Below are 12,479 nucleotides of genomic sequence, written 5' to 3' on the forward strand. Positions count from 1 at the left end.
ATCTGTGGGTTGCCCCTTTGTTGTTTTCCTCGGGTTTTTTGTTGGGCCCGCAGGCCGCCCCCCCCCCCCCCCCGGGGCGACCTGGGTCAGTTACAGGTCGTGATGCTCAGGCTGCTGTCGCCGCAGAGGAGCAGGCTGGCGCGGCTGCCGCCACCGCCGCCGCCCATCGCGGCCTCGGTGATCTCTTCCTTGGGGGTCTCCATCGACTGCAGGTCAAGAAGCGTCATGTCAGATTCCTCTTCTTTTCTCGAGTGGTGCGATGGGTCACGGCCCCGGACGGGACCGGCTTGGGGGCCGCCGCGCGCTCGCGCAGCGGCGGGAGGAACGGCAGGTGCGCGCGCCCGCCGGGCGCCGCGCTGCCGAGGGCGAGGAGTGCGCCGGCCGTGCCCGTGGCGAGGTCCATGGACAGGCGCATCATCTGCTCGCCGGGGAAGGCCAGATGCCCCTGGAACGGCACGGCGTGCCGGGCCAGTGCGTCGATCTGGCGGGCGATGTCGTCGGGCCCGGTGCCCGGGCCGGGCGTGGTGGTCCGGGCCAGGTGGAGGATCATCCCGGCGGCGCCGCGCATCAGCCCGGGCTGGGCGTAGAAGGTCGCTTGAGCGGCCCGTACGATCTCGCGCCTGGCCTGTTCGAAGCGCTCGTCCGAGCCGTGCTCCAGCCAGTCGTCGAGCACCATGCCGATGCCGACGCTGCCCTCGCCGAGGTACGGCATGGTGCGCCAGCCCTCGTTCACCTGGAGGGTTCCGTACGCACTGGTGACGCAGCGGTCGAGGTCGCGGTGGAGGGCGTGGGCGGCCTGGGTCAGCAGTTCCTTGTCGCCGGTGCGTTCGTACAGCCGCACGAGGAGCAGGGCCGGGCCGGAGTTGCCGTACAGCAGTCCCGCGCGGGTGGGCCGATGCTCCGGCCTGGCGACGAGTTCGGCGCAGCGCAGGGCCGCGGTGTGCAGCTCGCCCTCTCCGCTCGCGGCGGCGAGCGCGTCCAGGGCCAGGCCGATGCCGGCGAGTCCGCTGTGCAGGTCGGGGCCCGCGCTCTCCCAGGGCTGGTCCAGCAGCTGGTCGACGAGGGCGAGGGCGCGGCCGTGGTGTCCGAGCCGGTGCAATGTCCAGGCCGTGCCGACCAGGCCGTCGTAGAAGCCGAGCGGGGTGCCCGAAAGCGGCTCCGCGGTCCGGTCGAGCAGCCATTGCTCGGCCTCGGGCCAGGGTTGCGCGCCGGACTCGGCGAGGGCGTGGAGCACCCCGGCGATCCCGTAGCCGAAGCAGGTGCCTCCCCCGGCGGACGCGAACTGGGCGATGTCGCCCGGGACGAGGCGGTCCTGGCGGTCCGGGGTGGCCGAGGCCCGCAGGGCCGCGGTCATGGACGTACGGGCGGCCGGCCATTCCCGTGGCTCGACGGGCAGGTACCGCGCGGGCGGTCCCGGCCGGGGGGCGGCGTGCCCGTCTTGAGGGGCGCCGGCCAGGATCTCCTCGACGGCCTCGTCGAGGAACGCCCGTGGCACCGGGAACTGCTCGGCGGCCACGGCGGCCAGATGCGCGGCCTTGGTCCGGTCCAGGACGAGCAGGCTGGTGAGCGGGAGGAACAGGGCGAGCCGCAGACAGGCGAGGGCGTAGCGGTCGACGGAGAACCCGCGCCGCTCGGCGGGGGCGACGAACGCGGGGTTGGCCACGGTCTGGCGCAGTCCCTCGTCGACGTGTGCGGCGGCTTCGAAGTCCAGGAGTGCGACGGAGGGTTCGCCCGATTCGTCCTCCGCCACCATGATGTTGAAGAGGTGGAGGTCGTTGAAGACCACGCCGCGGGCGTGTACGGCGTCGACTGCTTCCGTGACCCGCTCGTGGATGGTGAGGGCCCACTGGGTGTACGAGGCCAGCTCGGCGGGGTCGGGATCGGCCTCGATCAGTGGATGGCGGCGGGCGAAGTAGGTGTTGAGCGGTTTGCCCGCGAGGTGTTCCAGCACCAGGAAGTGGTGGCCGCCGATCGTGAAGGTGCCGCGGACCGCGGGGACGCAGTCCAGGCCCGACAGCCGTTCCAGCGCTGCCTGTTCGCGGTGCAGTCGGGTCACGGCGTCCGCGCCGTCGGCCGCGAGGCCGGCGTACGGGCGGGCCTCTTTGAGGACCACGCTCTCGCCGGTGCGGCTGTCCTTGCCGACGTAGACCCCGCCGCCGTTGGAGAAGTGCAGCGCGCGCTCGACCGTGAAGGGGATGCCGGCCAGGGTGGCCTCGGAGCGCGCCGCGAGGTGCGGTTTGAGGAAGTCGGGCAGGTCGAGCCACTCGGGCGGCTGGAAGACCGGCTCGCGCCGGTCCGGAACGAGCCGCCCGTCCGGGGTCTCGATCGCCGGGACCAGGTCGCCGCGCTCGTCGTAGCAGTGCCGCAGGGTGAAGCTGCCGTAGCGCAGGTGGACCGGTCCGGCGCCCCAGCGCAGATCGCTGAGGATGTACGGGCCGGCCGCGCCCGCCAGCGAGGCGTCGAGGTCCTGCGCGATCTGTTGGCACTGCTGCTCGTCGGCGGGATACACGGTGATGAACTTCCCGCTCGCCGCACGGTCGGCGTACTTGGCGTTGCGCAGGTGCAGCAGGTACCGGCTCGGTATGAACTTGAAGGCGATGCCCCGGGCGGTGCAGTACTCGTACACCTTCGTCAGCAGCGACTCGGCGTTGTCGAGCGTGGCCGAGACGTGGATCTTCCAGCCCTGCGCGGGCAGTTCGACACCCTCGGGACGCATCGCGAGCCAGTCGCCGCTGCGGTGCGAGCGCCACCCCGAGGGGACGGGGGCGTCGGCGGCCGGATAGCTCGCACCGGCCCGCCGGTACGGCACGTCGTAGAACCAGCGGTCGGCGTCGCAGAAGGCGGCGTACCCCTTGTTCACACCTGCTCCCTCGGTCGGTGGCAGACCTGACCGTGTCACGCCGGGCGGACGCGGCGACAGTTGCTGCTGTCACCGATGGGGTGTGCAGTACTCACGAGTCACGAGACGCCCCGCAGTGCGATGACCGCCAGGCGATTTACATATTTTGTCGGATTTGTTGCAGAACCGATACAGCTCACTCCGCCTCCGAAGGGGATTTTTCAGGCGTCGTCGGAGAAAACTGGTCGGCCAATACCCGCCAGGAATCACGACATTGAAAGCAGGAGCTTCATACGTGTCCGATCTGCCGTTGCCGCACCCGAACGCGGAGGTACCACGATGTCCGTCTCCAGGAAAGAATCCGCATCCCGGACTGCCCGCCAGGCTCGCCGACTTGTCCGTCGGCCCACCGGATTCGGCCCCCGCGCCGTGCTGCTGGTCTGCCTCTTGACCACCAGTACGCTGGTCGGCCCCACGTCCCCCGCCAACGCGGCCGTGCCGTACGGCGTGAGGGCGGTGGCCGTCGCGGCTTCCAAGGAAGGCGCACCGTACGCCCGCGGCGCCACGGGACCGAAACGGTTCGACTGCTCGGGCCTGACGCTCTATTCGTTCCGAAGAGCCGGCAGAGAGCTGCCCCGTACCGCCGAGCAGCAGTACGAGCACACCTCTCGCATTCCCCGGAACAAGCGCGCATTGGGTGATCTGGTGTTCTTCCCCAATGGCTCGACCATGGAACACGTAGGCATCTACGCCGGTCACGACAAGATCTGGCACGCGCCCCGCCCGGGCGTCGGGGTACGACTGGACCGCATCTGGAACAGGAACGCCCGCTACGGTCGGGCCGGTTGACCCCACCGGAAACGCGAACGGGGCCGCCGCACCCCCCTCAGGTGCGGCGGCCCCACAAGTTCACGGACGGCTCCGCCTACTGCGCGGACACCTTCAGCAGCTTGTTCGGGGTTCCGCTGCTCGGGTTGGTGATCTTCCCCGGCGTGGCCCCCTCCGTCAGGGCCTGCGCGACCTGTGCGGGCGTCGCGTCCTTGTGTGCGGCCAGGTAGAGGGCGGCGGCTCCCACGACGTGCGGGGTCGCCATCGAGGTGCCGGAGATGGTCTTCGTTCCGCTGTCACTGTCGTTCCAGGCGGATGTGATGTCGGAGCCCGGTGCGTAGAGGTCCACGACCGAGCCGAAGTTGGAGAACGAGGACTGCGAGTCGTCGGCCGTGCTGGAAGCCACCGTCACCGCCTCGGGGACCCGCGAGGGAGAGCCCTGACCCGCGTCGGAGGACTCGTTGCCCGCGGCGACGGCGAAGGTGACGCCGGCGGCTATCGACCGGCGCACCGCCTCGTCCAGCGCCTCGTCGGCGCCTCCGCCCAGGCTCATGTTGGCGACCGAGGGCCCGCTGTGGTGCTGCGTCACCCAGTCGATGCCCGCCACGACCTGCTCGGTGGTGCCGGACCCGTTGTCGTCGAGCACACGGACGGCGACGACCTTGGCCTTCTTGGCCACCCCGTGGGAGGTGCCCGCTATGGTCCCGGCGACGTGGGTGCCGTGCCCGTTGCCGTCGTCGGCGCTCTGGTCGTTGTCCACGGCGTCGAAGCCGTGCGCGGCGCGGCCGCCGAAGTCCTTGTGGCTGATCCGGACACCGGTGTCGATGACGTAGGCGGTGACGCCCTCGCCGCCCGCATCGGGGTACGTGTACTTCTTGTCCCCCGCGGTCGCCGCCTGGTCGATGCGGTCGAGGCCCCACGAAGGGGGGTTGTTCTGGGTGCTGTTGAGGGTGAACTTCTTGTTCTGGACGACCTTGCCCACGGAGGGGTCGGCGGCAAGGCGCTTGGCATCGGTCTCGGAGAGCCCTGTTGCGGAGAAGCCGTTGACCGCGGACGTGTAGGTGCGCTTGAGCTCGCCGCCGTACTTCTTGGCGAGCGCCTGCTTGTCCGCGTCCTTGTCGAGGATGACGATGTAGCTGCCGCCGAGCGCACCGGGTGCGCCGAGCCCGTACACCGTCCCCTCGGCCGGGGTGTTCGCGCCGGCGAGGGGGGACAACAGCATGCAGACACCGGTTGCAGTGGCGACTCCCGTGGCCACTGCAAGGACCCGGAAACCGCGCGAACGGGTGCGTGCGTGCTTGTGAGTTGACATGGAGAGAGTGCTCCTCGTGTTGACGTGTGGGGCGTCAAAGCGTGTTGCGTGAGCCCTCCGGAACCGGAAGATCCGCGGGGGTTCAGGTCGAAACCCTGACCGATTACCGGAGTTGATTCAAGGCCGCCCTGCCCGTCAGCGTTATTCAACAAGGTTTCTTAAAGAGACCTCCCCGCCTGCTCCGCAGAACGATCACACTCTTCTAACCATCCACACATACACACGACTTCCGGATGCATTCGCGAACGGGCGACCTGCTCCGGGTCCGGGGTGAGGAGCACCGAGCTGTGCTTGGCGCCGTCTCGACGGCCTTGCGGAGCCCTAGTTGACGCGCTCCTGAACGGCGTCCCGCGATTCCGAGTGGTCCGGATCGTCGGCGGAGGCCGCGGCTCGGAGCGCCGCCTCGACCCGGCGGTTGCTGGTCATGGTCGCGGTGATGGCGGTCATGGCGAGGAGGAGGCCGGCGGCGGTGTAGAGCGGGGTGCGTACGTCGTAGGTGGTGGCCAGCCAGCCGCCGAGGAAGGCGCCGAACGGGGCGGCGCACATGCCGAGCATGCGGGAGGTGGAGGCGACCCGGCCCATCAGGTGGGCGGGGACGATCGACTGCCGGAGGGAGGGTGCGAGCACCATCGTGGCGCCCATGCCCGCTCCGCAGACGGCGAGCGCGAGGCCGGCGGTGTACGGGTTCGTGGAGGTGGCGAGGCCCAGGATGGCGAATCCCTCGACTGCGGCCGTGCAGGTCAGCGCGGTGCCGGTGCCGAGACGCCGGCCGAGGAAGGAGGCGATGCCCGCGCCGAGCAGGCCGCCGGTGGCCTCCGCGGTGAGGAGCAGGCCGAAGCCGAAGGTCTCGATGCCGAGTCGATCGTGCGCGAAGAGGGCGAGTACGGTCTCCAGCGCGACGAAGGCGATGTTCCCGACCGCCGGACGCAGCGCGAGCCCGAGCAGCAACTGGTCCCGGAATACGTACGAGGCACCGGCCCGCGCCTGCCGCAGCAGCGACTCCCGGGCCTGCGGTACGGGCCGGGGCGCGGCGGGCAGCGACCGTACGAGTACTGCGGAGACCGCGAAGGAGACCGCGTCGGCGAGCAGCGGAACCGACCGCCCGAGCGCGAGCAGGGCGCTGCCCGCGGGCGGCCCGGCGAACCCGGACGCGGCGGTCTGGGTGCCGCGCAGGCGGGAGTTGGCGCGCTCCAGGAGCGCGGGGTCGCGGCCGAGCAGATCCGGCAGGTAGGCCGTGGCGGCCGTGTCGAAGAAGAGTCCGCCGAGGCCGAGGAGGAAGGCGAGGGCCGCGAGCAGTGGAATGCTCAGCACGTCGAGCACGGCCGCGGCCGCCGGTATCGCGAGCAGCACCGCACGCGCCGCGTCCGTGACCCACATCGTGCGCCGACGGTCCCAACGGTCCACCAGCGCACCGCCGAGCACCCCGAAGAGCAGCCACGGCAGCGTTCCCGCGGCCGTGACGACGGCGAGCGCCATCGGGTCCCGCGTCAACGTCAACGCGAGCAGGGGCAGCGCGGCGTGCGACACCCCGTCACCGAGCGAGGACACCGTCTGCGCAGTCCACAGCCGCCCGAACCCGGTCGGCAGTTTACGAAGGTCTGTGGTCACTTGGCGTCCCCTTCGGCCTGGGCGCGCGACGCCGGGTGGAACAGTGCGAAGACGAGCGACGCGTCCGGCAGCGACGGATCGGACAGCTCCCGGTACTCGTCCGCGAGTGCCTCCAGCCGCGCCCCCAGCTCCGCGAACTGCTCCTCGGTGAGCCGCAGATGCGCCATCCGCACGTGCCGCTCGCCGTCCGCCGGCGCCGCCTCCAGGTCCGCCACCGCGTGCCGCATCAGCACGTCCGGGCCCCCCTCGCCCGGATCCGGCAGGACGATCGCCCGCGCGGCCATGGCGTAGTACCGCTCGGTGACCCCCCGGACCTTCCGGGTTCGCACCACCTTCACCAGGCCGGCCCGCTCCAACAGCCGTACGTGGTAGCTGGAACTGCCCTTCGCGAGGCCCACCCGCTCGGCGATCTGCGTGATCGTCGCGGGCTCGAAGCGGAGCACGGCCATGATCCGGTGGCGCGTGAGATTGGAGACGGCGCGTAGCTGCTCGTCAGTGGTGACGTGGAACGTCTCAGGAAGATCATCGTTTGGCATGCCCCAATGGTCAACAGTTCTTGACCATTAAGCAAGGGGTTTCTGCTCGAACTTCCGGAACCATGGATTCAACTCATCGGGCCCGCAACTACCGGAGCCGGTGGCGCACCCAGACGTTCGGCTCCACGTACACCGCGTACCCCTGCTCCGGCTCGCACCGCACCGGGACCAGCGCGCCGGGGACGCGGACCGGGCCCCGGGTGTCGAAGGGCAGGCCGGTCCACTCCCGCCACTGGGCGACGGAGCCCGAAATGGTCATCGACAGCGGGGCCACCGAGTCGACGACCCCGCCCGCCCGTACGTGGACTCGAAGCCACGGATCGTGCGGCAGACCGTCCGCACGGGTGCGGTACGCGTACTCGTGGATGGAGGCGTCCGGTTCGGCCGGCTTCCCGCTGGGCCGGACCGGCGCCACCACCTCGGCGAAACCCCGCGCGGCAGCGTTGTCCCGCATGGCCGCCAGCATCCGGCCCGACAGACCCTCGCCCTGCCGATCGGTGGCGACGGAGATCTCGATGGCGCTGACCGAGTCGGGCTCGATACCGCGCCGCAGGTCGGAGAAGGCCCACATGAGGACCTGGTCCCAGCCCCGCGCGGGCAGTTCCCCTCCTCCCCGGCCGGGCGCGTGCAGAGCGAAGGGCACGCTGAACCCGCGGGCCACGACGGCCTCGCCGTCGGTGGCGACGAGCACGTACTGCGGGAGTTCGGCCACCATCCGCGGGTACAGCAGCCAGCCCAGGGAATCGTGCTGGGCGAACTCCGGCCAGGAGTCCGTCATGTCCCACAGGCGGGTGGCGAGTTCGGGACGCTCCGCGAGCGTGGTGATCTTGATGTCTGTCATGCCCGGAAGAGTACGGCGGGGCCGGCCGCAGACAGGAAATGGCAGGACTGACAATTGGCAGGAATGACGCGATTGCTAGGCTGCGGTCATGCGCGCTGATCCCCTCGACGAGATCGACACCGGAGCCGAGGCCGAGGCCGAGGTCGGGGCCGGGGCCGAGGCCGGGGCCGGGGCCGGGCTTCGGCGGCGGAAGAAGGAGCAGACCCGCAGCAGGATCCGCGAGGGGGCTGCCGAGCTGTTCGCCGCACGCGGTTTCGCGGGGACCACGGTCGCGGACATCGCGGCGTGCGCGAACGTCTCCGAGCGGACCTTCTTCCGGTACTTCGACAGCAAGGAGGCCCTGCTGCTGCCGGACATGGCCCTGCTGTTCGGGTACGTCGAGGCCGCCCTGGTCGCGCGCCCGCGTGAGGAGGACCCGCTCGACGCGATCTGCAACGCGCTGCTGACGGCGGCGCAGCCGTTCGCAGCCTCCGCGCTCACCGCCCTGACCCACTCCGTCGAGGGCGCCGAACCGGTGATCGCCGCCCGTCTCGTCGAGGCGTTCGCCGATTTCGAAGACCGCCTCACCCTCCTGATCGAGCAGCGACTCCCGGCCGATACGCCCGACGCGGATCTGCGGGCCGCGGTGATCGCGGGCGCGGCCATGTCCGCCGTACGCGCCGTCCTGCGCACCCGGCGCCGACGCCGACAGGCAGGCGCCGACACGGCCACCGGCACCGCACCCGCACAGCTCTTGGTCCACTCCTTCGAGATCCTGCACGAGATCGGAACCACCGCATCGTGAAGTTCAGCCGCTCCTCGCTCCGCCGCCCCGTCCCCCTGCTCATAGCCCTCGGGCTGACCGTCACGGCCGTCGGCGCCGCCACCGACTCCGTGGTCGAGCGCGTCGCCCGGCAGCGCATCGAGAAGGCGGCCGCCTGCCGGCTCTCGCCCGAGGGACCGGTCAGGGTCGAGCTGACCGACTCGCTCGCCGGACTGCAGTCGCTGACCGGTGAGCTCGGGACCGTTCACATCGAAGCGGACCGGGTGCACCACGCCGACACCGAGATGGACGTCCGGGCCGACCTGCACGACGTCACCACCGACGGGGCGACGAGCGGGGGGACGGCCACGGCGAAGATCCCGTACGCCGCCCTGCAGAAGCGGCTGGCCGACACGGCGCCGGGTATGACCGTCGGTGGCGACGGGTCCGGCCTGACGCTGAGCGGCCGGGCCGGGACCGGCGTCCTGAGCCTGCCCGTGACCGTCCACGCCAAGGTCACCGCCGCGGCCACCAGCCTCACCGTCACTCCGGACACGGTGACCGCGCTGGGCCGCACCATGCCGATCGAGTCCCTTTCGGGGCTCCCGGGCGCGTCCGAGTTCGCCGAGAAGCTCGCGCCGCGCACGGTCGAGGTCGGTGAACTCCCTGACGGCGCCCGCCTGACCGGCGCCCGCGCCGACGCCTCGGGCCTGGACGTGACCCTGTCCCTCCCGCACTCCACGGGCGCCGCCACCCACGAGAAGTGCACCGCCTGATCCGGCTCAGGCCGCTGTCGGGTCCTCGGAGATGAGGTGCACTTCGACCGGGTCATTGCCGGGCTTCCCACCCGGCCCGGGGCACGCCGACGCCCGCGCGGCGATCTCCACGGCACGGGCCTCGCTCTTCACGTCGACCACCCAGTACCCGGCCAGGATGTGGCCCTCCTGGCCCGGACCGTCGGTCACCTGGGGCCGTCCGTCGCTTCCGGCCCGCACTGTCTTGACCGACGAGGGACCGCCGAGGCCCTGCCCGTCCACCCATTCTCCGGCGGAGGTGAGGTCGTCGTTGAGGGCGCTCATGTGGGCGAACATGGCCTCCATGTCGTCCTTGGAGTACGCCGACATGATGGCGTCCCACTCGGCTGCGGGTACGTTCATCTGGATCATGTACTTCATGTTCCTCACCCTTCCGGGGCTGCTTGGCTTCTCGGGGCTCACACAGGGATAGACAGTCGGGCACCGCGGAACTCATCGGTGCCCGAGCGAAAAATCTCCGGCTCCTGAGTCGCGGCGGCCATTGTCCCGCCGGGGGGTCGCCTCGCCCGGTAGCCACGGCTGACGCCCGACCAGTCGGACGCGCGAGGCCGCAGCCGTAGCTGATGCCGGGGCGCGACGCATCAGCCGAACGGTTGGCGGGAGGGTCGTCCGGGTGGGGCGGGGAGGCAGAGACGGCGGGCGGACCGCCTGCCGGGCCGGGTCGGACCACGATGGGCACATGAACCCACACGACCGACTGCTGCTCGATGCCGCCAAAGCCGGGGACTGCGACACGGTGCGCGCCGCGCTCGCCGCAGGCGCCGCTCCGGAGGTCCGCGACGAGGAGCTCCGTACGCCACTGCTGCTCGCCGTGCTCGGCGATCACGTCCCTGTGGCCGAGGTCCTGATTGCCGCCGGAGCCGACCCCGACGCCGCCGATGCCCGAGCGGACAGCCCCTGGCTGGTCACCGGGGTGACGGGCAGCGTCAGCATGATGCGCACCCTGCTCCCGGCCGGGCCGGATCTGGGGCAGCGCAACCGCTTCGGCGGGGTCTCCCTCATCCCGGCCGCCGAACGCGGGCACGTCGGATACGTGCGGGCCGTGCTGGCGGAGACGGACATCGACGTCGACCACGTGAACCGGCTCGGCTGGACCGCGCTGCTGGAGGCGGTCATCCTCGGCGACGGCGGCTCGCGTCACGAGGAGATCGTCCGGTTGCTGCTCGGCGCCGGAGCGGACCCGTGGCTCGCCGACTCCGAGGGGGTCACGGCGTACGAGCACGCGCTGCGGCGCGGCTTCGACGGCCTGGCCCGGCTCCTACTCGCGGCGCAGGACCGGACCCCCGGCTCCGAGGGCCGTCCCCGACGGAGCGCGCGATGATGCATCGGCCCCTGACCGGGACCCGGACCCGGACGCGGACCCGGACCGGGCCGCACCGACGGTCGCGGGCACTGCTCGTCGTCCTGCCGGCCGTCGTCGCGCTGCTGGGCGGCTGCACCACGGCCGGTGGCGAGGGCGGAGCAGGCCGCGCCGCCTCCTCGCCCGCCCCGAGCGGAACCCCGCTGCCCGCGGCCCTTCCCACCCCCGAAGGGACCCTGCTCGTCGCCGATTTCGGCGCCGACACCGTCACCTTCGTCGATCCGGAGCACGGCCCGGTCGGCTCCGTCGCCGTCGGCACCGCGCCCTACGGGCTGGCCGTCGGCCCGGACGGCCTCGCCTGGGTGGCCACCGCCGAGGGCGTGGCCGTGGTCGACGCCCGCGCCCGGACCCGCGTGGCGCTGGTCCCGTACACCACCGGCACGGGTCCGGTCGAAACCGGGGAGTACCGGGGAGGCGGCATGGGCATCGCGCTCTCGCCGGACGGCTCGCGCGCGTACGTGGGCGTCAACGTCCCCGGGCAGCGGGGCGTGCTCGAGGTGATCGACACCGCCGCCCGCAAGGTCACGGCCACCGTGCCGGTGGGCCGCCGCCCCTTCGACGTGGACATCGCCCGCGACGGTCGCCAGGTGTACGTGACCGGCCACGACTCCTTCGACGTCACGGTGGTCGCGGCGGACAGCCTCGCGCCGCGCCGTATCGAGGTCGCCCCGTACGGCACCGAGGGCGGCCTCGCCTCCTGGCTCAAGCCGCACTACGCGGTCGTCCGCCCCGGCGACGGGCGGCTCCTGCTGGCCTTCGAGGGGGAGCGACTGGCCGTGGTGGACCCGCACAGCGGCGCGGTCACCGTGGAACCGATGACGGCCGACACCCACCAGCACGGGGCCGCCCTCACCGCCGACGGCCGGCTGCTCGTCGTCGGGACCGGCGCCGTGGAGGAGGGCAAGGGGCCCTCGCTCACCGTGAGGTCCCCCGGCGGCGAGGAGCGCTTGTACCCGCTGGACGGCCCGCACGAGGACGTGGCGGTGTCCCGCGACAGCAGGACGGCGTACGTCACGGGCGGCTACACCCGGGAGGGCTACTGGAACGGGCTGACCGTCGTCGATCTCGCCGACGGCACCATCCGGCGACTGCCCGCCGGTGTCCGCCCCTTGGGCATCGCCGTCCTCTAGACGTCGGGCCGCGGCCCCCGGGGGCGCCGCGCACACCGTCTAGAACCCGAGCTGGAACCCGAGCTGGAACCCGAGCTGGAGCCGGAGTTGGAGTCGGCAGCCTCCCACGCGGTTGTCGGTGTCGATCCGGACCGCGGGGCCGGAGGTCCGGGCATCGGCGGGTCTGGGCCTGCGCGTGCGGCGCCGGGAGAGCGGCTGCGGTGACTGTCGTTGCGGTAGCCGCGGCGAAGTCGGCGAGCCTGCGTGCGATGGCGGCGTGGACACGCCGAACAGGAACGGGCCGGGCGGCCACGTAAAACCACCCGGAGGGTTCAACGACGGCCCCGGCAACCGTCACCCTTGGAGTACCCCGGAGGCGCCCACCGGCCGGGGGGGTGGGGGGGGGGGGGGGGGGGGGGGGGGGGGGGGGGGGTTTGCTTACCCACGGCTTCTGACCCCGGACCCCGTTTTACCCCGGAAGTCCCCTCT

At 71.8% G+C, this 12,479-nt stretch carries 12 protein-coding genes; 5 read left to right on the forward strand and 7 right to left on the reverse strand.

Annotated elements, in window-relative coordinates; translation table 11 throughout:
- Nucleotides 1-86 precede the first annotated feature (86 nt).
- On the reverse strand, nucleotides 87-227 hold the full coding sequence (locus ACZ7GJ_RS37620; RefSeq protein WP_470758439.1) for a SapB/AmfS family lanthipeptide: 141 nt from the start codon (nucleotides 225-227) through the stop codon (nucleotides 87-89).
- The gene (gene lanKC / locus ACZ7GJ_RS37625; RefSeq protein ID WP_470758441.1) at nucleotides 224-2,860 is read right to left on the reverse strand and encodes a class III lanthionine synthetase LanKC; all 2,637 of its coding nucleotides are present in this window, start codon (nucleotides 2,858-2,860) and stop codon (nucleotides 224-226) included. Before lanKC ends, ACZ7GJ_RS37620 begins: the two co-directional genes overlap by 4 nt.
- A gap of 426 nt (nucleotides 2,861-3,286) precedes the next feature.
- On the opposite strand from lanKC, the gene ACZ7GJ_RS37630 reads away from it, so the two are divergent.
- Entirely contained in the window at nucleotides 3,287-3,688 is a 402-nt protein-coding gene (locus ACZ7GJ_RS37630; protein ID WP_470758443.1) for a C40 family peptidase, read from the forward strand.
- 76 nt (nucleotides 3,689-3,764) lie between these two features.
- On the opposite strand, the gene ACZ7GJ_RS37635 is transcribed toward ACZ7GJ_RS37630, so the two are convergent.
- The 4 genes from ACZ7GJ_RS37635 to ACZ7GJ_RS37650 form a co-directional block, all read right to left on the reverse strand.
- Complete coding sequence (locus ACZ7GJ_RS37635; RefSeq protein ID WP_470758445.1) at nucleotides 3,765-4,979, reverse strand: S8 family peptidase; 1,215 nt, start codon at nucleotides 4,977-4,979, stop codon at nucleotides 3,765-3,767.
- 321 nt (nucleotides 4,980-5,300) lie between these two features.
- Nucleotides 5,301-6,587 carry an MFS transporter gene (locus tag ACZ7GJ_RS37640; RefSeq protein ID WP_470758447.1) on the reverse strand — a complete coding sequence of 429 codons (1,287 nt, stop codon included), beginning with the start codon at nucleotides 6,585-6,587 and terminating at the stop codon, nucleotides 5,301-5,303.
- Entirely contained in the window at nucleotides 6,584-7,123 is a 540-nt protein-coding gene (locus ACZ7GJ_RS37645; RefSeq protein WP_470758449.1) for an ArsR/SmtB family transcription factor, read from the reverse strand. Before ACZ7GJ_RS37645 ends, ACZ7GJ_RS37640 begins: the two co-directional genes overlap by 4 nt.
- Nucleotides 7,124-7,211: 88 nt before the next feature.
- The gene (locus ACZ7GJ_RS37650) at nucleotides 7,212-7,964 is read right to left on the reverse strand and encodes an N-acetyltransferase (RefSeq protein WP_470758451.1); all 753 of its coding nucleotides are present in this window, start codon (nucleotides 7,962-7,964) and stop codon (nucleotides 7,212-7,214) included.
- 88 nt (nucleotides 7,965-8,052) lie between these two features.
- On the opposite strand from ACZ7GJ_RS37650, the gene ACZ7GJ_RS37655 reads away from it, so the two are divergent.
- Together ACZ7GJ_RS37655 and ACZ7GJ_RS37660 are read left to right on the forward strand one after the other, a co-directional pair.
- Nucleotides 8,053-8,748: a TetR/AcrR family transcriptional regulator gene (locus tag ACZ7GJ_RS37655; protein WP_470758453.1), complete on the forward strand. Its 696-nt coding sequence runs from the start codon at nucleotides 8,053-8,055 to the stop codon at nucleotides 8,746-8,748.
- The gene (locus ACZ7GJ_RS37660) at nucleotides 8,745-9,482 is read left to right on the forward strand and encodes an LmeA family phospholipid-binding protein (RefSeq protein WP_470758455.1); all 738 of its coding nucleotides are present in this window, start codon (nucleotides 8,745-8,747) and stop codon (nucleotides 9,480-9,482) included. The genes ACZ7GJ_RS37655 and ACZ7GJ_RS37660 overlap by 4 nt, the downstream gene beginning before the upstream one ends.
- 6 nt (nucleotides 9,483-9,488) lie before the next feature.
- Here the strand turns inward: ACZ7GJ_RS37660 and ACZ7GJ_RS37665 are convergent, their stop codons facing one another.
- On the reverse strand, nucleotides 9,489-9,881 hold the full coding sequence (locus ACZ7GJ_RS37665) for a YciI family protein (protein WP_470758457.1): 393 nt from the start codon (nucleotides 9,879-9,881) through the stop codon (nucleotides 9,489-9,491).
- Nucleotides 9,882-10,200: 319 nt separating this feature from the next.
- On the opposite strand from ACZ7GJ_RS37665, the gene ACZ7GJ_RS37670 reads away from it, so the two are divergent.
- A complete protein-coding gene (locus tag ACZ7GJ_RS37670; RefSeq protein WP_470758459.1) occupies nucleotides 10,201-10,842 on the forward strand; it encodes an ankyrin repeat domain-containing protein in 642 nt (213 codons plus the stop codon).
- Nucleotides 10,839-12,011 carry a YncE family protein gene (locus ACZ7GJ_RS37675; RefSeq protein ID WP_470758461.1) on the forward strand — a complete coding sequence of 391 codons (1,173 nt, stop codon included), beginning with the start codon at nucleotides 10,839-10,841 and terminating at the stop codon, nucleotides 12,009-12,011. The genes ACZ7GJ_RS37670 and ACZ7GJ_RS37675 overlap by 4 nt, the downstream gene beginning before the upstream one ends.
- Nucleotides 12,012-12,479: the final 468 nt, after the last annotated feature.

The organism is Streptomyces sp. NPDC037242, assembly GCF_055604165.1.